The 24392-nt window shown below is 32.0% G+C and carries 24 protein-coding genes; 21 read left to right on the forward strand and 3 right to left on the reverse strand.

Annotated elements, in window-relative coordinates; genetic code table 11:
- The first annotated feature begins 5 nt into the window (after positions 1-5).
- The 9 genes from hepT to GM661_RS05265 all read left to right on the forward strand — a co-directional run bounded on the left by hepT (position 6) and on the right by GM661_RS05265 (position 8311).
- Positions 6-455 (forward strand): type VII toxin-antitoxin system HepT family RNase toxin, encoded by a 450-nt coding sequence (gene hepT, locus GM661_RS05225; protein WP_230869052.1) that lies wholly within the window; start codon positions 6-8, stop codon positions 453-455.
- Between the two features lie 336 nt (positions 456-791).
- Entirely contained in the window at positions 792-1001 is a 210-nt protein-coding gene (locus GM661_RS05230; protein ID WP_230869053.1) for a heavy-metal-associated domain-containing protein, read from the forward strand.
- A gap of 237 nt (positions 1002-1238) precedes the next feature.
- Positions 1239-2213 carry a uroporphyrinogen decarboxylase family protein gene (locus tag GM661_RS05235; RefSeq protein WP_230869054.1) on the forward strand — a complete coding sequence of 325 codons (975 nt, stop codon included), beginning with the start codon at positions 1239-1241 and terminating at the stop codon, positions 2211-2213.
- Positions 2214-2239: 26 nt separating this feature from the next.
- Positions 2240-3601, forward strand: a complete 1362-nt coding sequence (locus GM661_RS05240; protein WP_230869055.1) for an ABC transporter substrate-binding protein — start codon at positions 2240-2242, stop codon at positions 3599-3601.
- A gap of 76 nt (positions 3602-3677) precedes the next feature.
- Complete coding sequence (locus tag GM661_RS05245; RefSeq protein ID WP_230869056.1) at positions 3678-4553, forward strand: carbohydrate ABC transporter permease; 876 nt, start codon at positions 3678-3680, stop codon at positions 4551-4553.
- Positions 4554-4567: 14 nt separating this feature from the next.
- Positions 4568-5404, forward strand: a complete 837-nt coding sequence (locus GM661_RS05250; protein ID WP_230869057.1) for a carbohydrate ABC transporter permease — start codon at positions 4568-4570, stop codon at positions 5402-5404.
- An 81-nt stretch (positions 5405-5485) separates the two neighbouring features.
- Positions 5486-6136: a GntR family transcriptional regulator gene (locus GM661_RS05255; RefSeq protein WP_230869058.1), complete on the forward strand. Its 651-nt coding sequence runs from the start codon at positions 5486-5488 to the stop codon at positions 6134-6136.
- A gap of 44 nt (positions 6137-6180) precedes the next feature.
- On the forward strand, positions 6181-7452 hold the full coding sequence (locus tag GM661_RS05260; RefSeq protein WP_230869059.1) for an L-cysteine desulfidase family protein: 1272 nt from the start codon (positions 6181-6183) through the stop codon (positions 7450-7452).
- A 250-nt stretch (positions 7453-7702) separates the two neighbouring features.
- Positions 7703-8311, forward strand: coding sequence for a hypothetical protein (locus GM661_RS05265; protein WP_230869060.1), 609 nt, complete (start codon positions 7703-7705; stop codon positions 8309-8311).
- A gap of 189 nt (positions 8312-8500) precedes the next feature.
- Here the strand turns inward: GM661_RS05265 and GM661_RS05270 are convergent, their stop codons facing one another.
- Complete coding sequence (locus GM661_RS05270; protein ID WP_230869061.1) at positions 8501-8785, reverse strand: hypothetical protein; 285 nt, start codon at positions 8783-8785, stop codon at positions 8501-8503.
- Positions 8786-9116: 331 nt separating this feature from the next.
- On the opposite strand from GM661_RS05270, the gene GM661_RS05275 reads away from it, so the two are divergent.
- The 9 genes from GM661_RS05275 (at position 9117) to GM661_RS05315 (ending at position 18803) form a co-directional block, all read left to right on the forward strand.
- Positions 9117-9590, forward strand: coding sequence for a flavodoxin family protein (locus GM661_RS05275; protein WP_230869062.1), 474 nt, complete (start codon positions 9117-9119; stop codon positions 9588-9590).
- Positions 9591-9756: 166 nt separating this feature from the next.
- Positions 9757-10602: a class I SAM-dependent methyltransferase gene (locus GM661_RS05280; protein WP_230869063.1), complete on the forward strand. Its 846-nt coding sequence runs from the start codon at positions 9757-9759 to the stop codon at positions 10600-10602.
- A 78-nt stretch (positions 10603-10680) separates the two neighbouring features.
- Positions 10681-10875 carry a hypothetical protein gene (locus GM661_RS05285; protein ID WP_230869064.1) on the forward strand — a complete coding sequence of 65 codons (195 nt, stop codon included), beginning with the start codon at positions 10681-10683 and terminating at the stop codon, positions 10873-10875.
- A 316-nt stretch (positions 10876-11191) separates the two neighbouring features.
- The gene (gene abc-f / locus GM661_RS05290) at positions 11192-12859 is read left to right on the forward strand and encodes a ribosomal protection-like ABC-F family protein (RefSeq protein ID WP_230869065.1); all 1668 of its coding nucleotides are present in this window, start codon (positions 11192-11194) and stop codon (positions 12857-12859) included.
- A 218-nt stretch (positions 12860-13077) separates the two neighbouring features.
- The gene (locus tag GM661_RS05295) at positions 13078-14040 is read left to right on the forward strand and encodes a DUF3231 family protein (RefSeq protein WP_230869066.1); all 963 of its coding nucleotides are present in this window, start codon (positions 13078-13080) and stop codon (positions 14038-14040) included.
- A gap of 236 nt (positions 14041-14276) precedes the next feature.
- On the forward strand, positions 14277-16766 hold the full coding sequence (locus GM661_RS05300) for a heavy metal translocating P-type ATPase (protein ID WP_230869067.1): 2490 nt from the start codon (positions 14277-14279) through the stop codon (positions 16764-16766).
- An 82-nt stretch (positions 16767-16848) separates the two neighbouring features.
- Positions 16849-17124, forward strand: a complete 276-nt coding sequence (locus GM661_RS05305) for a metal-sensitive transcriptional regulator (RefSeq protein WP_230869068.1) — start codon at positions 16849-16851, stop codon at positions 17122-17124.
- A 194-nt stretch (positions 17125-17318) separates the two neighbouring features.
- Positions 17319-17906, forward strand: a complete 588-nt coding sequence (locus GM661_RS05310) for a LysE family translocator (RefSeq protein ID WP_230869069.1) — start codon at positions 17319-17321, stop codon at positions 17904-17906.
- A 57-nt stretch (positions 17907-17963) separates the two neighbouring features.
- Positions 17964-18803 carry a helix-turn-helix domain-containing protein gene (locus GM661_RS05315; RefSeq protein WP_164522157.1) on the forward strand — a complete coding sequence of 280 codons (840 nt, stop codon included), beginning with the start codon at positions 17964-17966 and terminating at the stop codon, positions 18801-18803.
- Positions 18804-19110: 307 nt separating this feature from the next.
- Here the strand turns inward: GM661_RS05315 and GM661_RS05320 are convergent, their stop codons facing one another.
- Positions 19111-20280: an MFS transporter gene (locus GM661_RS05320; protein WP_230869070.1), complete on the reverse strand. Its 1170-nt coding sequence runs from the start codon at positions 20278-20280 to the stop codon at positions 19111-19113.
- 195 nt (positions 20281-20475) lie between these two features.
- Positions 20476-21297, reverse strand: coding sequence for an alpha/beta fold hydrolase (locus tag GM661_RS05325; RefSeq protein WP_230869071.1), 822 nt, complete (start codon positions 21295-21297; stop codon positions 20476-20478).
- 284 nt (positions 21298-21581) lie between these two features.
- On the opposite strand from GM661_RS05325, the gene GM661_RS05330 reads away from it, so the two are divergent.
- From GM661_RS05330 to GM661_RS05340, 3 genes are all read left to right on the forward strand, one after another.
- On the forward strand, positions 21582-22394 hold the full coding sequence (locus GM661_RS05330; protein WP_230869072.1) for a class I SAM-dependent methyltransferase: 813 nt from the start codon (positions 21582-21584) through the stop codon (positions 22392-22394).
- A 286-nt stretch (positions 22395-22680) separates the two neighbouring features.
- Positions 22681-24057 (forward strand): ammonium transporter, encoded by a 1377-nt coding sequence (locus tag GM661_RS05335; protein ID WP_230869073.1) that lies wholly within the window; start codon positions 22681-22683, stop codon positions 24055-24057.
- Entirely contained in the window at positions 24054-24392 is a 339-nt protein-coding gene (locus tag GM661_RS05340; RefSeq protein WP_230869074.1) for a P-II family nitrogen regulator, read from the forward strand. The genes GM661_RS05335 and GM661_RS05340 overlap by 4 nt, the downstream gene beginning before the upstream one ends.

Below are 24392 nucleotides of genomic sequence, written 5' to 3' on the forward strand. Positions count from 1 at the left end.
TTCTATTGGTTGATGATGTATTAATTAATAAAAAACAAACGATAAATCGTTGTATCAAAAGAATTAATGAAGTTTATGATAATAATTTTGATAATTTAAAGGATTATACAAAACAGGATTCAATTATATTAAATATTCAGCGCTTATGTGAAGTTGCTATTGATATTGCAATGCATGTAATTGCGGAATTTAAATTAGGAGTACCACAAAGTAGTCGGGAAGCTTTTACAATATTAAATAAGGAAGGAATTATTGATAAAGATTTATCAAATAAACTTAAAGCTATGGTTGGTTTCCGAAATCTAGCAGTTCATGATTATCAGAAATTGAATTTAAAAATAGTAAAATCAATAATAGAAAAACACTTAGAAGATATAAAAAAATTTGCAGAAATTATAAAAATTGAGGTAAAAAATAGAAAAGAAATAACTAAAGAGGAAGATGAGGACAAATAATTATATTAAATCAAGACTTTAAATATACTCTGATTTTATTAGGGGAAATTCTCTCTGTTATTGTACTATTTATATTGATGTGCTACTGCAGTTTTGGACTGGCAAGGTGGAGAAATGTTTTTCTATCAATCCTTACTCAATGAGTAAGGATTTTTTAAAAGAAGTCTGAAAAAAATCCGGTGTTTTTGCTGACCGCTATTAATATATTTGATGAATAATATAAAAATACTTGACTAAATTAGTAATAAATGATATCTTATAATTCACAAAATACCATGTACGGGTACCCTGTAGAAACAGATAGTAGATGGAAAATCTTGATAGGGGGTGATAGATATGCAGAAAACCATCAAAATTGAAGGAATGAGCTGTAGGCATTGTGAAAACCATGTAAAGAAAGAATTAGAGGCTGTCTGTGGTGTTACCTCAGCTAATGTTAGTGCTGATAAAGGTACGGCAGTAGTAGAATTGGCTCATGAAGTAGATGAAGTAAAATTTAAGGCTGCTGTAGAAGAAGCAGGCTATGAATTTGTTGAAGTTAAATAATTAGATGAATATTTGATGAATACTTAAGGAAAATTCAACCTATATCTTATTAAAGATAAAAAGATAATCTCTGTTCTTAAAATAGAGATTATCTTTTTTTATTTCGTTTACGGAATCTCTGCCAATAATATAATTGAATATAATTTGTTTGACAAGTACTAATATTTATGATATTATATCTCTAATATGATTACTAATATGATTAGTAATATGATTAAAATATGAAAGGAGAAAATTATGAATAAGAGGGAGAGAGTAATTGCAGCAATTGAGGGAAAAAAAATTGATCAAATTCCTTCATGTTTTTCTTTACATTTCAAGGAAGAGGAGTCTTTTGGAGAAAAAGGTGTTAATGCACATATAAAATTTTTTAAAGAAACTGATACAGACATAATTAAAATAATGAATGAAAATTTAATTCCATATGCAGGTGATATAAAAACGCCTGAAGACTGGAAAAAAATAAAAACGATATCACTAAAAGATGAATTTATGCAAAAACAAATTGATTTTGTTAAAAGAATATTAGAACGATTGGATAAAATTGATTCTAATGTATTTAAAATTGGGACGTTACATGGGACGGTAGCATCAGTTATTCACCCGATAATGGATAAATATGGGTATGAAAAATCCCGAGAATTAGTATGTGAGCATTTAAGAGAAAATCGAGTTTATATATTGGATGCATTAAAGCGGGTAACAGAGGGTATGAGTCTATTGGCGGAAAAATATATTTCCTTGGGGTTAGATGCTGTTTACTATGCGGCTTTAGGGGGGGAAAATTACTATTTTACAGATGGAGAATTTTTAGAGTATATTGCACCTTTAGATAAAATAATTTTGAAAAATATTAAGAGAAGTAAGGGGTATGTGATTTTACATATTTGTAAAGATGATTTAAATTTAAATAGATATATTTCATATCCTGAAGATGTAGATATTGATATTATAAATTGGAGTGTTCATGAAGGGGGGGTATCATTAAAAGAAGGGAAAAAAATATTTGGTGATATAACTATTATGGGTGGTTTGGAGAACAGGTCTGGAGTTTTGGTAGATGGTAAGCAGGAGGAAATAGAGGAGGAAGTAAAGAATATAATTAAAGGCTTTGGTAGAGAAAGATACATTTTAGGTGCAGACTGTACATTGCCAACAGAAATTTCTTACGAACGCATAGCTACTGCAGTTAAGGCAGCTAGAATTAATTAAAACCCAAAAGAAGAGAGGAATAAAAAATGAAAAAATTTTTTTCTTTATTATTAGTATGTTCAATTTTATTATCTAGTTTTGTTATAGTATTTTCTAATGTAAATACTGTAGCCAGTGCATCTTCAAATAAATATCCGGAAGGAACAATTGAAATATATGGTTATGGCCAACCCCAATATTTTCTTAAGTATTACCGTCCATGGTTAGAAAGAAATAGGGATATTGCCCCAAAGGTAAGTATCGATATTGTACAGACAGAAGGGGCAGCAGATGTTAGAGAAAAACTGACAATGAGTTATGTTGCAGGAGCATATGATGATTTACCAGATGCATTTTATATTGACCCAGTCAATTTAGTTAACTTAGCAGATGGAGGACTAGTACAGGACGTAACTGATTTTGTATCTTCGCTAACAGATAAATTAGTTGATAATGCTGCAAATGATGCAACAATCAATGGCTCAATTTATGCTCTGCCAGAGTCAGTAAGACCACAAATGCTCTATTATAATCAAAAGATATTTAATGAGTATAATATTGACCCTGAGCGAATGAATACAATAGAAGGATATATCGAAGTTGGTAGAGAATTAAAAGAAAAAAGTAATGGTAAGGTTTATCTGTCATATATTGATCCAGGGAGTAGGACTTGGAGATATTATGGCAGGAGGGGTTTAATGCCACAAGCTAAGGCTAAAATTTGGGATGATAATGGTTATCCTATTATTGATACAGATCCCGGTGCTAGATTAGCATTTGAAGCCTTAGATACGATGTATTCTGAGGGATTGTTGTTAAAAACAGCAATTTTTCAACCGGCACTATATGATGCAGTTAATAATGGTGAAATTGCAACATTTTATATAGGTGCATTTTGGGATGAATTTTTAAGGAAAAATTGTACAGAGACATTAGGCGATTGGAGAGTAATGCCTGCTCCCGTCTTTAAAAGTATTAATCTTAGGGGGGCACCAGTATCACAATATATTGCAATTGTAGATAAACCGAACGCTGTGTATAGTGGTTTAATTAAAAAAATGTGGTATGATTTCACTTTTGATATAGAACACAAGGAAAAATGGGTAAGGTCAATGGTAAGACTCGATGCCCCTTATGCTAATCCCATTTCTGTAGAGATGTTGAAAGATGAATTTTGGGAAGAACCATCTATTTTTTATGGTGGTCAGTCTTTTAGGAAAATGGAAAAAATAGCTTTAAGAAATGGAGCGCCTAATCTGGTAGTAACAGCACAAGATGCAGAGGCCGATATTATAATAAGTAATGAACTAGAAAAATATGTGGCTGGAGTTCAAACTATAGATGAAGCTATTAAAGCTATGGGTGAAAACTTAAGAAATAAAATTGGAAAAGTAGAAGTTATTAAGTAAGATATAAAATAAATATTACAGGGTTTTATTTTAAAACCCTGTAATATAGATTTTTACTTTCTTGGGGAGGGTTAGCATGAGATTAATAAATACATTAAGAAAACACAAAGTTCCTTATTTATTTATTCTTCCATTTTTTATTTTATTTTCGATATTTCAATTATATCCGATTGTATGGACGGTTTGGGTAAGTTTAACAAAATGGAATGGGATTAAACAACCAGTTTTTATTGGTTTAAATAATTACAATCTTTTATTGAATGACTATATGTTTACTGATGCCTTCTTCAATACAGTAGTTTATTGGGTAACTGGTGTTATTTTTATTATTATTCTGTCATTAGGTATAGCCTCTTTGTTAAATTACAATAATTTAAAAGGAAAAGGTTTTTTTAAAGTTGTCACTTTTTTACCGAATGTTTCGGCAGCAATTGCTATTGGAATAATCTTTAGTATGCTTTTTGATAAGAACATAGGAATTATTAATGAAGTAATCAGTTTATTTGGTATAAATAAAATTGGCTGGTTAACAACGGTTAAGTATTCTAAGATACCAGTAATTATACTTAACATATGGCGTAATACTCCCTGGTTTACACTAATAATCTTGTCTGGATTACTGAATATTCCTGAGGAATATTATGAAGCAGCTCGAATAGATGGTGCAAATAAAATACAACAATTTTTTAAAATTACATTACCTAACTTAACTGATATTTTGTTTTTTTGTTTTATTATCTTAACAGTTAATTCATGGAAAATTTTTAATGAATCGTATATTTTGAAAGGGCCAAGTACATCAAATATGTCACTTTTTCAATATATGTATCAATCAGGCTTTACAGCATTTAAAATGGGATATGCATCAGCCATAGGAGTTGTTTTGATTATCATTTTAGCAATTGTATCAGTAGTTCAATTTATCTTGATGAGAAAGAATTCTGAGATTTAAGGGAGGCTCAAACTATGGGATATATAAAGGCAAGAAAGGGTAATATTATAGTATATATTTTATTAGGGGTTATTACTTTTATTAGTTTGTTTCCAATAATTTGGATGTGTATTATAGCATTTAAAGGAACTGGTGAAAGTATTAGTGGATTTAATTCTCTTTGGATTAATAATCCTACATTAAAAAATTTCAAGAATGTATTTGAAGTGATTCCTATTTTAAGTAGTTTATACAATAGTATTTTCACAACAGTAATGGGGACAATTACCACATTATTCTTTTGTTCTTTAGCAGGTTATGGATTTGCAAAATATCAATTTCCAGGGAGAGATTTTTTATTCTACTTTATTGTTGCAACATTACTTGTTCCACCGGAAGTTGGATCAATACCGTTATTTATTATCATGAGAAGATTACATTTAATAAACAGTTTATGGTCAGTTATAATTCCTAAGGCTGCTACAGCGATTGGTATTTTTTACATGAGGCAATATATAATAAATATACCTACTGAAGTAATTGAATCAGCCCGAATTGATGGAAGTAGTGAGTTTGGAATTTATCTAAAAATTATTGTTCCAATGATTAAGCCAGCATTAGCTACTTGGACACTATTAACGGTTATTGCTCGTTGGAATGATTTCTTTTGGCCATTGATTTTTTTGCGTTCCACTGTAAAACATACATTAATGGTGTCGATATCCCTATTGCCAGTTAGTGATGGCCTTTCAACACCTTGGCCTGTTATTATGGCTGGAACGACCTTTGCAATAATACCAGTGGTAGTTGTTTATATATTTCTACAAAGGTTTTTAAAATCTGGTATAAGTGCTGGTGCGGTTAAAGGCTAAGATTCAATTAAATGATGTTGTTTATTAAGCTTTGAGGTTTTAAAAAAATAAAAATAAAAGAAAGTGGTGTGGTAATATATTATGGCCAAAAAAATAACTAAGAATCTCAAAAAAAAGATATATAATAGCATATATAATGATATTGTCCGTGGCAAATATACAATACAAACTATTTTAACAGAAAAAGAATTAACAGAAAAATATGAAGTAAGCAAATCGCCGGTACGTGAAGCTTTAATTGAGCTATGTAATGATCAAGTTTTAATAAGCATTCCTCGAAAAGGTTATCAAATAGCTCAAATTGTGCCTAAAGAATTATATGATGCAATTGAACTTAGAGAAATAATTGAAATATCATCATTAAGAAAAACAATAAAAATTATTAATAATGAAATTTTAAACGAACTTAATAATTATATTGATCAAACTGTTAAAATTAGAGATGAACATGATGCATTGAAACATTGGAAAAGAAATATTGGATTTCATCTTTTATTATGTAGTTATAGTGATAATAAGTGGATGTATGATACAATTAAATCTATTTTAAGTTTTTGTACAAGGGGAGCTATACAATTTTATTCAAAAATATGGGCGAAAAATAATAAAATTTTCGAAGAAAATGTCCGATCACATTTAAACTTACTCAAAGCTATAGAAGACAAAGATTATCAACTAGCTGAAGATCTTTTAGTAGAAGATATTTATGCAATGAAGAAAATTTTATTTTGATGCAGAAAATTTAAGGTACATATACTTGCAATGGGGAGGGTGAAATGAGTCTTAAAGAGAGAGAAATAGGAGATTATATTAATATTTTAAAAGAAGAACTTATACCAGCATTAGGATGTACAGAGCCAATTGCTATTGCTTATGCTGCTGCTAAAGCAAGGGAAGTTTTAAACCAAGAGCCTATAGAGGTTGAAGTCAAGTGTAGTGGAAATATTTTCAAAAATGTTAAAGGAGTAATTGTTCCAAATTCAGGCAATCTCAAAGGAATTAAGGCTGCTGCGGTAATCGGGGTAATTGGTGGAAAAGCGGAAAAAAAATTAGAAGTACTAAGTAATGTAGCCGAAGAAGATATAAAAGAAACAAAAAGGTTACTCAAAACAAACTACTGTTCAGTAAAGTTGTTAAAAAGTAAAGCTGATTTGCATATTATTGTATCTGTAAGGTCAAAGACTGATACAGCATTAGTTGAGCTTATCGAAACCCATACAAATATTATTAAGATAAAAAATAATGGTAAAATAATTTTTAACAAACCATTTATCAAAAAGAATAATAATAACAGTATAGAATGTTCACCATTAACAGTAAAGAAAATAATACAATTTGCTGATACTGTTTCTATTAAAGAGGTGGAGAAGATTATTGAAAGACAAATAGATTTAAACAGTAAAATTTCTAAAGCGGGACTTACTAATAAATATGGAATGAATATTGGCTTAAATCTAATAAAGTATAGAGGAGATAATATCAAAACAAGAGCCAAAGCCTTTGCAGCCGCCGGGTCAGATGCTCGAATGAATGGCTGTCTTCTACCAGCTGTTATTAATTCTGGCAGTGGTAATCAAGGTATTACTACTTCTTTACCAGTTATAGAATATGCGAAATATTTAAAAGTTGAAAAAGAAGTTTTAATACGAGCTTTAATAATTAGTAATCTTATTGCAATACATATAAAAGAAAAAATCGGTAGATTATCCGCTTTTTGTGGTGCTGTTAGTGCTGCATGTGGAAGTGGGGCAGCTATCACCTATTTATACAATGGAACATATGAACAAATATCTTCTACAATAATAAATACATTAGGAAATGTTTCAGGGATAATTTGTGATGGTGCAAAACCTTCATGTGCTGCTAAGATTGCTTCAGCTGTTGATGCTGCCATAATGGCTCATGATTTGACAATGTCTAATCAAACTATTCAAGTAGGTGATGGAATCATTCAGAATGATATTGAAAAAACAATTGATGTTATAGGTCATATAGGGGGAAATGGCATGAAAAAGACGGATGAAACAATCTTAGAAGCTATGTTGTAAACCTCACCAAAGTTTGACAAGAACCTTAGATAAATTCAACTTGACAGTTCGTTCTGATGGTGGTATATTAAATAACAGTTTAATATTATTGTGTGGCTTAGGTACTGAAGTATGAAATTAAAGCTGAATTTTTGAGGAGATGTTTTCTTGAATATCTCATCATTGCTTCATTAGTCAAGCTTAATCATTTAAAATCAATGGTAATAAAATAGCTATTTATAAATATTATTATGTTAAAGCTGGTGTTGTTATGAATGGTTCTTACATAAAAAAGCGAATTGTCGAGTTTTTTGGTATTTTGTTGTTTGTTACTGTAATCTTGCAAGTCTTTTTTATAGACCTCCTTGTTTTAAAAAATTTTATTACGGAAAATTCCCTTACTGAAATTGCTCAAGAATTAATTTTGGGCATAATTATAAGCCTATTTATTTATATTGCTTGGCTATGCCCCAAATTAAAATATGGTATGCTCGTCATAGCGGGTTTTTTTGCCTGTTTGTTAATTAGGGAAATGGATTTTCTAACCGATAAAATCTCCATTTCGTGGTTTTATTTTGTACTTGCCGTTGTTTTAGGTTGCCTTTTTTTAGCTATTAAATATTATGAAAGTGTTATATACGGATTAAATGACTTTTGTAAGAGTGATAGTTATTATATTATGGTTTGCGGCCTGATATTGATTTTTAGTTTTGCCAGACTGATGGGCATGAAAATACTATGGCGTAATTTATTAGGTACAGCATATGTCCGGGTAGTGAAAAATGCGGTAGAAGAAGGAAGTGAATTAGTAGGCTATTTACTTTGTCTGGTTTCTGCTAGTAAATACACAGGTTCTGTTTTGCGAAAGCATGGATCTTGAACTAAAGTTGATTATCACGACGACTGAACTAGTTATCATCCAAAATACTTCCAAAACCTGACATACCTATACCAACAGAAGCCTCTTCACCTGGGATTAATCCACTTTCTTCTATAATTAACTCCCCGGAGTGTATTGAATCAGTAACTTGATTTTTAAATAAGTAACTATATTTATTTTTATCCAGCTCTATTTTTTATTATTTGCTTTAATATCTGTATCCACAATTTGTGTTGCTTTAAAAATGACTTCTGGCTTTAAATCCCCTTCTTCTGACCATACAAAATTATAATTAACATTCCAGCCGAATTCCACTTCAGTGTTTGGATTAGATCCCTTTGTGAACCAGGCAAGCCTCATAGCACCCATTTCTTCTAAATCAGGTTGTTTTTGATAAACAGCTAGATCACCTTTAAATGTTCCTTCATTTTTTACGGTCAATTTGTATTCTTTAAAAAAAAGAGTTAATAGCATCTGGATTATCAGCAGGATTTGTTACTCCACTTTTCCTGAGTTTTTCTATACTTATTATAACAATATTAAAATCGTCAATTTTCCCATTGATTGTTCAAATAGCTAACATGTTAGTCGCATTAGTATTAATGGGTTATGGAATAATGAGAATTATAAAAATAATAAGGATAAAATCTTAAGATTCAGATGATTATTCTTTAATTTTACAACTTTTCAACCCTAACCCCTTATACCATATAAGTAATGAGGTTCAGATATTTTTATTAAGCAGGTGGAAATTAAGATAAGTAGAACTATATTATCTAAAATAAAATTAGGAGGTAGAAAAATCATGAAAAATCTTGTTTTATACTATTCATTAAATGGTAATACTGATTTTGTAGCTAAAAAATTGGCAGAAAAACTAGATGCAGATATTGTTATGCTCGAGCCTATTAAAGGTTATCCTAAAGGATTTGTGAAATATATTATAGGTGGTTTTCAGTCATTATTTAAAATTAAAGTAGCTATTCAACCTATAGAAGTAAATTTAGCAGATTATGATCAAATAGTAATTGGTTCCCCTGTCTGGGCTAGTAGTATGACCCCACCTATCAGGAGTTTGCTGACGGATAATCAAATTGAGGGTAAAAATGTTGTATTATTTTGCACATATCAGGGCCAGGCTGGTAAAGTTTTTGATCATATAGAAGAATTAATAGGGAAAAATAATATTATTGATAGACTTGAATTTAAAAATCCATTAAAAAAGAGGGAAACTACAATTAAAAATATAGAGAACTGGACAGTTAATACGACAGGATAATATGCTTAAACTTGCAGAGATGATATTAGTAAGTTAAATATCTTAATTGCACCTTATAACTATATATGGTAATGTAAAAAAGAGATGTTTCATTAAGTAATAGTTAGAATCTATATAGAGTCTTCTTACCAATACTTATTCATATTAAAAAAAGGAGGAAAACCAAATGAAAATGGAAGAAAGGGCATCAGAAACAGCAATGATAACGGCCTCCCTGCGGGCTTTATCAAATTATGAGGAAGAAGAAAGGATTAGGAGTAATGATAATATTGCAGAATGTTTTTTACCTGAAGAAAGAAAAACAGTTTTGAAAGAAAAGAGAGAAAGGGAAAAGATAAAAGCACAAATTCCAAAAGGCCTTTATGAATATGTGATTTCAAGAACTAAATATATAGACAGAGTTCTTCTTGATGCTGTAAAAAATGATACTGTTCAAGTGGTGTTTCTAGGTGCGGGATATGATAGTAGAGCATATAGATTAAATGCTTTACTCCGAAATACAAAAATATTTGAAGTTGATGCTAAACCAACACAGGAATATAAGATTTCGCTGCTGCATAAGTTCGGAATCGAGATAAGCAAGAACATAAGATATGTGGCAGTAAATTTTGAAAAAGACGAATTATTTAAAAAGATTTATGAGAGTGGCTATGATGCTCAAGAAAAGACATTATTTATTTGGGAGGGTGTTACGTTCTATCTGTCTGAAAGGACAGTGATAAAAACGATGAAAAAGATTAGAGAGAATACGATTATAGGGAGCAGAGTCTGCTTTGACTTTCAAACAATAAGCAGCGAAAGTGACTTAATAAACACAGGAATCAAGGAAGAGGAAATAAAATTTGGGATAGAGACTGATAAAATTGAATCATTTGTCTCTGAGAATGGCTATGCTATTGTTGAACACATCAATTCAACTGATATGGAGAAAGAGTTTTTGACATTGGAGAATGGCAATTTGTTTGGGAAGATTATGCCGATAATGAATTTTCTCTTGATTGAACTCAAATGATTTTGTCCTTACAGGATACACAATTCTTATATTTCAAGCACTTTTATAGGAATTAAATAATATTAGGGGATGGTCGATATGATTAAACGCATTGTTGTGACATTTATAATCTTGTTAGTATTAACGACAGCAGTGACGGCTCAGTTTGATAAGGAAAAAGAAGTATTGTTTAAATTATTTAATACAGAGGAAAATAAAGTGGAAATACTATTTGATAAGTCCTTTTTAAATCAGGTATCCGCTAATCAGCTTATTGGGATATTGAAGCAGTAGAGGAACTTGTTAAATTAATATATATATGTTAAACTTAAAGGGCACTGTTCGAAAACAGGGGATATTTAGCTGAAATTTTCGAACAGACTTTTAAATGAGAAATTTAAGAAAGGGTGAAATTTACTTAAAATCATGCGTATCAGTACTTTAACCATTCAGTAACTTAAAATTATTTAATTAGGTTGGTTAGAGTATTGAAACTATATATTTCCATATATTTACAAATAATAAACTATTGGTGATCTCTGCTTTCTGGTCAGTATTCTAACCAACCAGTATATCCTGGTGTGAATACGGCTAAAAAGGAGAGATTTTTATGTTATTAATAGAAACTAAAGAAGTGAATAAATGGATAGGTGCCAGACAATTATTAAAGGATATATCTTTTAACATATATCAAGGAGATAAAGTTGGTTTTGTTGGACGTAATGGAACAGGGAAATCGACCTTATTAAAAATAATTAGTGGTCAGGATAAGGAGTATCAAGGTCAGATTATTATAAATACCAGGGTGGGTTATCTACCCCAGTATTATAATTACCCGGCAGCTCAGACTGTGGAAGAGTTTTTCACAGAGGTAAGCTATGATTACGGTAGTTTTCTCCGTTTGATGAAAGAGTTTGGCTTTGAAACAGATTTTCTGGACCGGCAGATTGGAAATTGTAGTGGTGGTGAACAGACTAAACTCCAGTTAATAAGGTTGTTAATTAAAGAACCGGCCTTATTAATACTCGATGAACCTACCAATCACCTGGATATTGAGGCCAGGGACTGGTTAGCTAATTTCTTAAATAAATTCAAGGGTGGAATAATACTGGTCTCCCATGATAGGTATTTTCTGGATCAGGTAGTAAAAGAAGTCTGGGAATTAGAAGACGCGGAACTTAAAGAATATACAGGTAATTATAGTGATTACCAGAAACAGAGGGAAGTAGAACTGGAAAGGGAAAAAAGAGAATATCAAAAATATCAGGCAGAGAAAAAAAGTTTAAAAGCGGCAATACAAAAACAGCAGCAGTTTGTTAATAAGGGTGATAAGGGAAGGAAAAAGACAGATTCTTTTGCGAAAATGTTAAAAGGAATAGATAAGAAAAGGGCAGGTCGTATGGCCCAAAAAACTAAGAGTTTAAAAATGCAGCTGGAACAACTCGATAAAAAAGAAAAACCATTTGAATATAAAGAAATAAATCCTGAGTTTGAGAATAGAGAATTACACAGTCAAATTATGATTCAGGGTAAAGGGGTAGGCAAAAGTTTTCAATCAGAACCGGTCTTTAAGGACCTGAATTTTACTATCTCCAGAGGGAGTAAAATTGCTCTCTTAGGTAAAAATGGTATCGGAAAGACTATATTGTTAAAATTGATTCTCGGTCAGCAAAAACCTACTACTGGTGAGATATTTCGAACCGGTGCTTTAGAAATAGGGTATTTTTCACAAAAAATGGCCGATCTCCATGGTCAAGATACAGTTCTAAAAGAATTACAGGAGAAACTACCTGATAGGTCAGAGGAGCTAATTAGGACATTTCTGGGTTCCATGCTTTTTAAAGGTGAAGATGTTTTTAAGAAAATAGGTGATCTCAGTATTGGAGAAAGGGTCAGGGTAGCTTTTACAATTCTATTACTGAGTAAAGCTAATTTTTTACTTCTTGATGAACCTTTAAATCACCTTGATATAGTCTCCCGGGAAAGGATAGAAGCAGCACTTAAGGAATACCCGGGCTCTTTCCTGATTGTCACTCATGATAGGTATTTTGCCAGAAAGATTGCAAATGAAATCTGGGAATTAAGTAATAATGGCCTGGAATGTTTTCAGGGGAACTACAATGATTTTCTTAAATATAAACAAGGAGAGTTTAAAGTTGGCCTGGAATTAGAAGATGAATTAATAAAAATGAAAAGGGCAGAATTGATAGCCCGGCTTGAACAAGCCAGAGATGCAGAGGAGATTGCCAGAATAGAAAGCCAGCTAGAGCAGCTTTAAAAGTTAATAAATTTACTACCATGGCCATTGAAATGGTTACAAAGATAGGTTTAATGATCTTGCTGCCATGTTTAATGGCTATTTTTGAACCCAGGCGGGCAGTTGAATTAATAACTGGTCTAGTAAACTACTGGATTAAGTATTATGTGTCCCTCTGTATAAACAAATAATAGTATGATGATACTATTGATAAAGACTAAAAATAAGGAGAAATGATAATGTTATTTAGCAAGCAGAAAAAAAGTGAGAAACAATCTCAACTTAGTGTAGCGGAGGTTCACCGTATTTGGGCAAAAGCAAAATTAAGATATGTGACACTAAATCATATTCAATTACTTTCTAATTTTGTTCATGATAAAGATTTTAAATTAATAATTGATAAGATATACAAAACCTTTCAAAAACAAGTAAATCAACTTGAAAAAGAACTTAATAAATATTCTATAAAAAGTCCCCAACCTAATAAGACTGGAGTATCAGCATCTGGGAACTCAGATATATTAAGGGATCAGGATGTAGCAGAGGTTGTTTATACTTTTTTACAATTTGCTGTTTCAAGATGTATGAAATCTTTTTATGATACATTATTTAATGATGAATTTAGAGAATTATTGATGAAAATTACTAAAGAAAATGTTAATCTTTTCTTTATGTTAGTAGATTATATGAAACCAAAGGGTTGGTTAGAAAATCCTCCTCTATATCCTGTAACAAAAACTAATGAAATTGTTGCAGCTAATGAAATTTGGGAGTTATGGCATCATTTATATTTTAGATATATAAATATATATCAAACTAAAGTCTATATAAATCAGGTTGTAGACAAGGAATTTAAAATAATTCTTAATACAGGTCTAAAATTATTAAAAAAACAGGCAGGAGTAATAGAAGAAATTTTGCTCACTCATGGTGTAACATTACCTGCTAAATTTTCTGAAAACATTCCTGATTCTGAAAGTAAGAATGAATTTAGCGATGATTTCATATTTAATATTTTATTATATAATATGGAAAATACTGCGGTTGTTCATGGTTTTGCCCTGCAAGAATTGGTTATAAATGATAATTTGGAAACTTTCTTTAGAGAGCTTTTATTTGATGAAATAAATTTGTTAAATAATTTAATAAGGTATGGTAAGGTAAAAGGATGGATTCCCTTAGTTCCAGTCTATAGACCATAAAGGAGATAATATGGACTATAGGAAATACAGATGATATCGGTTTACTACTTTACACTTAATTATGGGCTATATATCTATATATAGCCCCGTTTATATCTATTTTGTGGTACAGCCTGGCTGCTGTTTATATTTACTTGACAAACTAAAATAAAAATGGTATATTGTGTACACATGATACCTCATAGGGGTACCAAGTATATAATGATTTGTGATAACATATACGGAGGTGTAAGATAATGGCAGGCAAAGGAATAGATTTAAAGAAAGTAACATTAAGATTAGAGGGTATGAGTTGTGCCAGCTGTGCTCAGACCGTAGAAAAGGCTTTAAATAAGGCTAAAGGGGTTCATCAGGCACAGGTGAATTTTGCAGCTGAAAAAGCCTATGTAGAATATGAATCATCTATAATAGATGAGAGAAAATTAGCTGAAATAGTACGGGCAACAGGGTATGATGTAAAAGAAGAAAGAGAAAAAGTGATACTTAAGATTGGTGGTATGACCTGTGCCAGTTGTGCCGCGGCAGTCGAAAAAGCCTTAAATAAAACAGATGGGGTATATGAGGCCGGTGTGAATATTGCCTCAGAAAAAGGCACAGTAGAATATGACCCTTCTGTACTCTCGAGAGAGGATTTTAATGAGATTGTAACTGCAACTGGGTATGAGGTTGTGGGTTTTGAAGGTGATGAAACTACTAGTAGTGATGAAGAAAAGGATTTAAAGAAGGTTCAAGATGCCCAAAATAAAATGTGGGGCACCTGGGTTTTTACAATACCCATCATTCTCTGGATGATTCCTGAAATGGTCTGGGGTATAGCCTGGCCCAATATGGTAATATTTGATTTGGGTATGATAATATTAGCAATTCCACCTTTGTTTATATATGGGAGAAAAACTTTTATAACCGCTTATAGAGCAGTAAGTCACGGTAGCGCCAATATGGATGTACTAATAGCAATAGGAACAGGAGCAGCTTTTCTTACTGGTCCGGCAGTATTCTTTACACCAATTGCCAATTATGCAGGTGTTTCAGCGATGATTATGGCCTTTCATTTGACAGGTAGGTATATTGAAGAAACAGCCAAAGGCCGTGCTTCCCAGGCAATTAAAAAGTTACTTGAACTGGGAGCTAAGACAGCTACTATTATTGTAGATGGTGAAGAAAAAGAAGTAGCAATAGAGGATGTCCAACCAGGTAATATTATGTTAATCAAGCCTGGCGAGAAAATTCCTACGGATGGTGAAATAGTAGAAGGTAAGACTACAGTCGATGAATCAATGGCTACTGGTGAATCAATGCCTATTGAAAGAACTATTGGTGATGAAGTAATTGGTGCCACAGTAAATCAAAACGGTATGATAAAAGTAAAAGCTACTAAAGTAGGTAAAGACACATTCTTATCACAGGTAGTTAAAATGGTAGAAGAAGCACAGGGAACCAAGGTTCCTATTCAGGAGTTTGCTGATAGAATCACGGGGATATTTGTGCCAACGGTTTTGATTATTGCTGCAGTAACATTTATACTATGGCTGTTATTCCCGGATATATTCCGCAGTGTTGGATTCTGGGCGCAAAGCTTTTTACCCTGGGTTAATCCAACATTAGGGGTATTTACTCTGGCTATCTTTGCAACTATTGCGGTATTAGTTATTGCCTGTCCCTGTGCTCTAGGACTGGCGACACCAACAGCCCTGATGGTAGGTAGTGGAATAGGTGCAGAAAATGGGGTCTTAATCCGTAAAGGTGAGGCAATTCAAATAATGAAGGATGTCCATACTATTGTTTTTGATAAAACAGGTACTATAACAAAAGGTAAACCTGAGGTTACTGATTTGGTAACTGTCAATGGAAGCAGTGAAGAAGAACTACTTCAACTGGCAGCCAGTGTTGAATCAGGCTCTGAACACCCCCTTGGGGTAGCAATAGTAAATGGTGCTAGAGACAGAGAGCTGGAGCTTAAAGCCATAGAAGACTTTGGAGCTGTGACGGGTAAAGGTGTTAAAGCCAAAATTGACGGTAAGGATATACTGGTAGGGAGCCGTAGGCTAATGGAAGAAACAGGGATAGATCCAGGTGAATTAGAAAATGAGATGGTACGTCTGGAGGAAGAAGCCAAGACTGCTATGCTAGTGGCCTCTGAAGATAAGCTGCTGGGTATAGTTGCGGTAGCTGATGCTTTGAAAGAAGATTCAGTAAATGCTATTCATGAATTAAAGAAATTAGGATTGGAGACCGCAATGATTACTGGTGATAATGAAAGAACAGCAAAGGCAATTGCCAAAGAAGTGGGCATTGATCATGTTGTAGCAGAGGTTCTTCCTGATGGTAAAGTAGATGAGGTAATGAAACTACAGGATGAGTTTGGTATAATTGCGATGGTTGGGGATGGTATCAATGATGCCCCAGCTTTAACCCAGGCCAATGTTGGTATAGCTATTGGTACTGGAACAGATATCGCCATTGAATCATCAGATATTACCTTGGTTCGCGGGGATTTATCGGCGGTTATTACAGCTGTAAAACTCTCCAGAGCGACTTTCAGGAAAATAAAACAAAATCTCTTTTGGGCCTTTATCTACAATACTATAGCTATTCCATTTGCTATATTAGGGTTACTACATCCAGTTATAGCAGAAATAGCAATGGCTACCAGTTCTATCAGTGTAATTACTAATGCCAATATGCTGCGCAGGGTTGATGTTAAACCTAGTTATGAACAAGACTGACCATATTGATAATTTTAAACTAAAGTAGGGTTAAAATGTCTTATTAGGGTATAGAGTATAAGAATTTTGAGGGAGGATTTATATGAATTCATTATGTGAACCAGATAAAAAAGATTTAGATATGAGACTAAAAAAAATAGAAGGTCAGGTACGGGGTATTCAAAGAATGATTGATGAGGATAAGTATTGTGTGGATATCTTAACCCAGATTAATGCGGTCAGAGGGGCCTTGAAAAAAGTTGGTCTTAAAATTCTTGATAGACACACACATGGATGCGTACAGCGAGCTATCAAAAATGAAGAAGGCGATGCAATTATTAATGAACTAATGGATGTATTAACTAAATTTACCAACTAATAATGTGAATTTTAAGAATACAGGCCCTATCTTAAATGATGGGGTCTGTTTTTGTTATGTAAAAAAGTAATATAAAGCAATTTTATTCAAGAAAAAAGCTATTATGTTATATATAATAATTATAATCATATCTTTAAAATTAAATATGACTATATTACAAATATTTATTAGTATAAAGAAGGGGGATAATTTATATGGTTTCAATGTTTTTATATGTATTAGGGGTTATGTATTCACCAGGGCCTGTTAATTTATTGGGAATTAATATTGGTTTGAACGATAGAATAAATAAATCTATAGGATTTTTTATGGGTGTTGGATTATCAATGTTTATTTACTGTTTTTTATTTGGTATAGGTGGAGAAAAGGTCATAAAAGAGGATTATTTGATATATTTTAGTATCGCTGGTTCTATTTATATTTTGTATTTAGCCTTTAAGCTGTGGACTCACAATAATAAAGTTGAGGGTGATTCTAAAGAGGCAATTTTGGGTTTTGAAAACGGGTTTGTAATACAGGTATTCAATCCAAAGGCCATATTAGCAACTTTACCAATTGCTACAGTTTATTTTCCCAGTAATAATATTAAGGGCTTTAATATTTTCATTATCTCATTTATAATTGGAGTACTTGCTTTTTTTGCTCCTTTTACTTATTCTTTAATTGGAAAATTTTTAAGCAGCTTTATTAAAAAGAGGGTATTTTTTTCTGTTTTCAACAAAGTTATGTCCGTAATTTTGTTATTAGTAGCTGTATCTATATTATGGGAATATGTATTTTAAGTCCTATAATTTTGTTTAGAATAATATTTTGTTATAATGTTATCAGGGAAGTTTACAATGAACAAAGGAGCCAGTGAAAAAATGTTTAACTTTTTGGAAATAAAGGCGCTAACAGGGGTTTCTTTACTGGAAGCCCAAATGTATGATTTTACTTATAAAAAACATAGCCATAAGGAATATGCCATTGCCATAACCAGAAGGGGGATTCAAAGTTTTCATTGTGAAGGTCATTTATATAAAGTCTCTAAGAACGGTATAATTACTATAAATCCTGGAGAAGTTCATGACGGCTATTCAGAATTAAAATCCGGTTTAGAGTATCAGATAGTTTATATTGATGCTGAGATAATTAATAAAACTGTGCGGGAAATGTATGGTAATAGTTTTAGTTATTTTCATTTTAATGAGACAGTTCATTATGACAACCAGCTTTCATATAAATTAGTAGATTTATTCAGGGCAATAAATGAGGGAAATAATAATTTCCTGGAAGTCCACACAAAGTTTTACGATGCGATTGCAGGCTTATTATTGAGGTATGGAGAATTGTCTAAAAATCCGGTCAGCATTAAAAAAGATAATTTTTTAATAAAAAGAGCCTGTGAATACATTGATAGTAATGCCCACAGAAATATATTACTGGATGATATAGCGGAAGAAATAAATTTATCTCCTTATTATTTTTCCAGATTGTTTAGAAAAACAACCGGATTAACGCCCCATAATTATTTAAATCAGCGTAGGGTTGAAATAGCTAAAAAGATAATAAATAAGGACATATCTTTATCTAAAGTAGCAGTAATGGCTGGTTTTTCAGACCAAAGCCATATGAACCGTCGTTTTAAGGAGAGATACGGGATTACTCCTGGCCAGTATAAGAAGGCTATTAGTGATTAAAAATGAGCTATACAGTTACTTGAATCATTACTCTTTATTAAATTAATGTATTCAGGCCTTCCTATTAAGCGTATTGCTAAAAAAGATGCTGTATATTTATAATTGTGCTCGAATCAGCCTGCTTCTTCGCCGGGCCCCACATGGTTTGTTAAGGGTTAATCAGATAAAATAGTAAATTCAGATGCAAGCGGTCAAAGTCCTAAATTTCATTGGGCTAAAGGCCGTTTAGTTTTTTGTTTTTTTAAATAAGTTAAGCAAGTCGGATTTATTAGTAAGCAAAACATTATTTTACCTAATATATGCTAAATTAGTTTTCTAATTTAGTATATTGAACAGGTATTTTCTTTAAGCAGAATAAAAAAATCATGGAAATTATTGTCGCAATAAAAAATGGCGCTTTGATATCCTGTAAATTGAATATATTTTTTATAAGATCTAAGATTATTGGGGAAAGAAACTGACCTAAATATAGCATTGAAACCATCAAAGCCATGGCAGCAGGCGCTTTTTCCTTCACAATATTCAAAGAGATTTGTAAATTTAGCAGTGGTACTATTATCCCAAAGCCAATTCCAATAGCCAGTAAAGCAAGAATGATAGCATAGACGTTGTTGGTGAAACTTAAGATTAAATATCCTAAAAATAGCATAAAAATTGCCAGATATTTTGTCTTATCAGCAAATTTCTTAATAATCTTACTTAAGATCATCCCGGCCAGAAAAGCGAATATATTTTGAATCGACATTAAAACTCCGATTAAAGAAGTTGGTATCAGTCTCTGTTTAGTCATTATTATGGAAAAATTAGCAGGCAGGGCATAGAAAATTAACATTACTATAAACATAGCAGAGATATGTGGCAAAATTTTAAGAGTACTGCTTTTATCCAGACTACTCCTGGAGCTTTTGATGTTTACAGCTGGCAAAAAGATAATAACCATCACCATTACCAGTAAACCTAATAAATAAACAATAAAACTATAACGCCAATTTATAGCAACCAGCAAACCTGAAACAGCCAGAGCAATAACTCCCCCTATATTATTCATCGCCGAAGAATAACCCATTAAAGTTGACTGCTCATTTTTATCAAATAAATAAGAGATTAAGCCGGTTGATAAAGGCATTATTAAGCCAACACCTATTCCTAAAATTATACGAAAAACTAATAATAAATAGATATTGTTAACCAGACCAGCACAGCAACCTCCTACAATATATAAAATCAGACCCAGGATAGCTATTGATTTTGTTGAAAATTTATTAGCAATTAAACTAAACAATAATGAAGTTAAAATAATAAATAATGAAGGTATGGTTATTATTAATTTAATCAATAAAGGAGCGGCATTATGAAAATAGTTAGCAATTGGTCCTAAAGCAGGTGAAACAGCAGCACCAGACATAACAGTTATTAAAGATAATGATAGGATTGTCAGCTTAATTTTATTGTTATCTTTGTTTTCAATTTTACTCATAGTTTTCTCCTTTCGTTACTGAAAGAGCATTTTGGGACATCGTTTTTAGTCTTTCAATTATTGTATTTATTTCTTCTTCCTCCATATTTTTAGCTAGAATATCGGTCCAATTAGCAAGTTTTTTATTAAATAGCTAATGCATCATTAAATTTATCTTCATCTATAATGTTTTTTGTCACAAGGAAAAAAATAAAATCAGTAGACATGACTCTCAATGAATTTAATCAATACTTTATTAAATTCATCTTTCTGATCATAGAATGAACCATGTCCACTGTATTCAAATGGTACAAGTTTAGAATTTCTAATCATTTTCTGCTGTATCTCACCTAATTGGAAAGGAACAACCTGGTCATGAATACCGTGAATAATTAATGTTGGAATATTTATTTTTTCCAGATCAGCAAACAGTACTTCTTTTATCCAGGTATTTGCAACAGCTGCCGTTGCCCAACCTGCTGCCTGTAATCCTAACTGGAAAAACCAGTCTAAAAAGGCTGCTGAGGTATGTTGAAAGAAAAACATATTAGCAAAATTCCTCAGCATTTCTGGTCGGTCTGTATAGGTGTCCTGTATAATTTGCAGAACTGTTTCTTCTGGTAAACCATAAGTAAAGTTAGGGCGCCTGATAAGACTGGGTGCTGCTGCAGCAAAAAGTGCTAGTTTGGATACACCATAGCCTTTATGCCGTCCCATATATCTAACAGCTATTGCCCCTCCAGTGGAATGACCTGCTAAAGTAAAATTATATAATCCTAGTTCATCTACTACACACCTGACATCATCAGCCAGAGTGTCATAATCATAACCCCAAAAAGGCTTATCCGAATCGCCAAACCCTCTTGTATCTATTCCTATACACCTATATCCCATCTTTGGAAGCTGGTCATATTGATATTCGAATAGTCTGTGACTTCCGGGCCAACCGTGTAAAAATAAGATTATCTTATTAGCTCTGGGATTAATATCCTGTACATATATTTTTACCTTTGATTTTGTTGTAACATAATATCCCATTGTATTTCCTCCTGTAAAATTTATTATTAATAGATTATTCAATTGAATATAAATTAGTGTCTTATGTATTTTAAAATTTCCAGACAAGCTAAGTCTTTTTGCGAGGAAGATGAATAATATTCTCCTCTTTCTTTTTAGTGTAGAATTTAAGCCTCAGGGGTTTTGTCTAACGTCAAAGTGTGTGAAAACCAAATGAAAAAATGGTATAATTAATATAATAATAAATTTTCTAGTGATTAAAATCAAATATGAACAAAATCCCACCTAGAAAAGAGTGATAATACATGGTATTTAGTAATTTACAAATGTATCAAAGAAGCAATAATTTTATCTGGACTGATGAATATATATCTAAGAATATGTTAACTGCTCATCTTGATTTAAATAGTAATGGAGCTAGTAGAAATATTAATACTATAAAGAAGACAATCAAATGGATAGAATCTAAACTAGCAAAAGAAGCCAAGATATTAGATTTAGGCTGTGGACCAGGCTTATATGCTTCATTATTATCAAAAAAAGGATATTTAGTTACCGGAATTGATATATCACAACGCTCAATATCTTATGCAAAAAAGAAAGCTATCGAAGAAAATTTACAAATAAATTATTTTCGTAAGGATTATATTAATGATGATATAGGTACTGGATATGATGCTGTGATCTGTATTTATTGTGATTTTGGTGCTTTAATTCCTGATGAACAGAAAGTTTTATTGAAAAAAATTTATAATAGCTTGAAAGATGGTGGGGTTTTTATATTTGATGTATTTCAACAAGGATTATGTGAAAACAAACAGGAGAAGAGAGATTGGCATTATTCGGATGGAGGAAATTTCTGGTCTAATAATCCACATTTATTACTAGAAGAGGTAAAGCATTTTAGTGAACAAAGAGTTTGGGGAACAAGGACAATAATAATCGAAGAGAATAAAAAGCCTAGAGAATATATTACTTGGGATCATTATTATTCTAAAAGTAAAATACAAGAGTTATTGAATAAAAATAAATTTAAAATTATATCTGTCAGTACTGATTTGATTGCTAAAAATGAGTTTGCTAGTAATGATGTTATTTTTGTTGAAGCTAAAAAATAACGTGGGCGTAAGGGTATTTGATTTCCCTATCTTATAATTATCATCTTTCTAACCAATAAGGAGAATAATAGAATGTTAAATAGCTTTTTTTACCGCTGTCTTTTAAGACAGCGGTTTTTGCATATATAATTTAAATTACACTTAAATTGCACTATTTTTATTGATTGTATGTTAATTACATGTTATAATTATTCATAATATACTTTTTTATAACAAAAACCTAACATGAATAGGTTTTTTGTTTTTATTTTATTATATAATTTTAAATTTATGGGGTGATTAAAAAATGGAATCTATGGTGGTTATGGATACTTTGTGGGTGTTGATTGCAGGGATGCTGGTATTTTTTATGAATCTGGGATTTGCAATGGTTGAGACAGGTTTTACTCGTGCTAAAAACAGTGTTAATATTTTATCTAAAAACTTTATTGTTTTTGCTGTTTCTTCATTAGGATTTCTAGTTTTAGGTTGGGGATTAATGTTTGGTGATGGTAATGGATTTATGGGACTAAAAGGTTTATTCTTCTTGACTGGTCTTGATAATTCACCTAATATTGGTGATGCATATAATGGTGTATATTCCGCTATCTCCTGGACTGGTGTTCCTTTATTAGCTAAATTTTTCTTTCAATTAGTATTTTGTGGTACAGCTGCGACTATTGTATCTGGTGCTGTGGCTGAAAGAATTAAATATCATGCCTTTGCTATATTTGTGTTTTTTATGGCAATATTTGTTTACCCTATTATAGGACATTGGATCTGGGGTGGCGGCTGGTTATCTGGTCTTTGTATGCTGGATTTTGCTGGTTCCACAGTTGTACATTCAGTGGGTGGTTGGGCTGCATTGGCTGGTGTACTTATCCTGGGCCCTCGCTTTGGAAAATATAATGATGATGGCAAACCCATTCCAATTCCCGGGCATAATTTACCTATTGCCAATATTGGTGTATTTGTTCTATGGTTAGGATGGTTTGGATTTAATCCTGGTTCTACCATGGCAGCTGACCCGGTCTCAATTTCTCATATTGTGATGACCACTAATACAGCTGCGGTTGCTGCTATCCTTAGTTCTACAATAATTTCCTGGATTTTATTAGGAAAACCTGATTTAGGTATGACATTAAATGGCTGTTTAGCAGGTTTGGTTGCTGTAACAGCCGGGTGTGCTTTTGTGAGTCTTAGTAGTGCATTAATAATAGGCTTTATTGCGGGAATATTAGTGGTGCTTTCAGTAATATGGTTTGATCATATTAAAATAGATGACCCAGTTGGTGCCATATCAGTCCATCTAATAAATGGAGTATTTGGAACACTGGCTGTTGGTTTATTTGCTCAGGATGGTATAGGGGGCGTATCTTCTCCTAATGGATTGTTCTATAGTGGTGGATTTTCTTTATTACTTTCTCAATTCACTGGTATAATTGCAACAGCATTTTATGTATTCTTGATTTCTCTTATCTTCTGGTTTATTCTTAAATCAACGATTGGTATTAGGGTAAGTCTTCATGAAGAAATTCAGGGACTTGATATCGGCGAACATGGTAACACAGCTTATCCTGAATTTTTATCTAGAAAACCTATTTATTCTGCTATCGGTATAGACCAGGGTGAAGGTTCTTCAACTGTGATTAAATCTATTGATAAAAAGGAGAATATAAAATGAAATATATGATTGCTATTATTCGACCAGAAAAATTAGAAAAAGTTAGGCAGGCGTTAAAAAAAGTAGGCTGTTCAGGTTTAATGGTCTCTGAAATTGAGGGTCATGGGAAACAAAAAGGAATTGTTCAGCAGTGGAGAGGTGAAAAATTTCAGTTAGAAATGATTCCTAAAATAAAATTAGAAATTATGATGATGGACGAAGATCTAGATACTATTAAAAGAGCTATCACAGATAATGCCCATACAGGTGAAATTGGAGATGGTAAGATATTTGTAGTAGATCTAGCCAATGCCATTAGAATAAGGACGGGAGAAGAAGGAGAAATCGCTTTATAG

It is taken from the genome of Iocasia fonsfrigidae (assembly GCF_017751145.1).
GTDB lineage: Bacteria > Bacillota > Halanaerobiia > Halanaerobiales > DTU029 > Iocasia > Iocasia fonsfrigidae.

Excerpts from the sequence above, each read along its gene's own strand:
- GM661_RS05230 (WP_230869053.1), top strand. The coding sequence starts at position 792 with ATGCAGAAAACCATCAAAATTGAAGGAATGAGCTGTAGGCATTGTGAA.
- GM661_RS05235 (WP_230869054.1), top strand. The coding sequence starts at position 1,239 with ATGAATAAGAGGGAGAGAGTAATTGCAGCAATTGAGGGAAAAAAAATT.
- GM661_RS05240 (WP_230869055.1), top strand. The coding sequence starts at position 2,240 with ATGAAAAAATTTTTTTCTTTATTATTAGTATGTTCAATTTTATTATCT.
- GM661_RS05245 (WP_230869056.1), top strand. The coding sequence starts at position 3,678 with ATGAGATTAATAAATACATTAAGAAAACACAAAGTTCCTTATTTATTT.
- GM661_RS05250 (WP_230869057.1), top strand. The coding sequence starts at position 4,568 with ATGGGATATATAAAGGCAAGAAAGGGTAATATTATAGTATATATTTTA.
- GM661_RS05255 (WP_230869058.1), top strand. The coding sequence starts at position 5,486 with ATGGCCAAAAAAATAACTAAGAATCTCAAAAAAAAGATATATAATAGC.
- GM661_RS05260 (WP_230869059.1), top strand. The coding sequence starts at position 6,181 with ATGAGTCTTAAAGAGAGAGAAATAGGAGATTATATTAATATTTTAAAA.
- GM661_RS05265 (WP_230869060.1), top strand. The coding sequence starts at position 7,703 with ATGAATGGTTCTTACATAAAAAAGCGAATTGTCGAGTTTTTTGGTATT.
- GM661_RS05270 (WP_230869061.1), bottom strand. The coding sequence starts at position 8,785 with ATGCTATTAACTCTTTTTTTTAAAGAATACAAATTGACCGTAAAAAAT.
- GM661_RS05275 (WP_230869062.1), top strand. The coding sequence starts at position 9,117 with ATGAAAAATCTTGTTTTATACTATTCATTAAATGGTAATACTGATTTT.
- GM661_RS05280 (WP_230869063.1), top strand. The coding sequence starts at position 9,757 with ATGAAAATGGAAGAAAGGGCATCAGAAACAGCAATGATAACGGCCTCC.
- GM661_RS05285 (WP_230869064.1), top strand. The coding sequence starts at position 10,681 with ATGATTAAACGCATTGTTGTGACATTTATAATCTTGTTAGTATTAACG.
- abc-f (WP_230869065.1), top strand. The coding sequence starts at position 11,192 with ATGTTATTAATAGAAACTAAAGAAGTGAATAAATGGATAGGTGCCAGA.
- GM661_RS05295 (WP_230869066.1), top strand. The coding sequence starts at position 13,078 with ATGTTATTTAGCAAGCAGAAAAAAAGTGAGAAACAATCTCAACTTAGT.
- GM661_RS05300 (WP_230869067.1), top strand. The coding sequence starts at position 14,277 with ATGGCAGGCAAAGGAATAGATTTAAAGAAAGTAACATTAAGATTAGAG.
- GM661_RS05305 (WP_230869068.1), top strand. The coding sequence starts at position 16,849 with ATGAATTCATTATGTGAACCAGATAAAAAAGATTTAGATATGAGACTA.
- GM661_RS05310 (WP_230869069.1), top strand. The coding sequence starts at position 17,319 with ATGGTTTCAATGTTTTTATATGTATTAGGGGTTATGTATTCACCAGGG.
- GM661_RS05315 (WP_164522157.1), top strand. The coding sequence starts at position 17,964 with ATGAACAAAGGAGCCAGTGAAAAAATGTTTAACTTTTTGGAAATAAAG.
- GM661_RS05320 (WP_230869070.1), bottom strand. The coding sequence starts at position 20,280 with ATGAGTAAAATTGAAAACAAAGATAACAATAAAATTAAGCTGACAATC.
- GM661_RS05325 (WP_230869071.1), bottom strand. The coding sequence starts at position 21,297 with ATGGGATATTATGTTACAACAAAATCAAAGGTAAAAATATATGTACAG.
- GM661_RS05330 (WP_230869072.1), top strand. The coding sequence starts at position 21,582 with ATGGTATTTAGTAATTTACAAATGTATCAAAGAAGCAATAATTTTATC.
- GM661_RS05335 (WP_230869073.1), top strand. The coding sequence starts at position 22,681 with ATGGAATCTATGGTGGTTATGGATACTTTGTGGGTGTTGATTGCAGGG.
- GM661_RS05340 (WP_230869074.1), top strand. The coding sequence starts at position 24,054 with ATGAAATATATGATTGCTATTATTCGACCAGAAAAATTAGAAAAAGTT.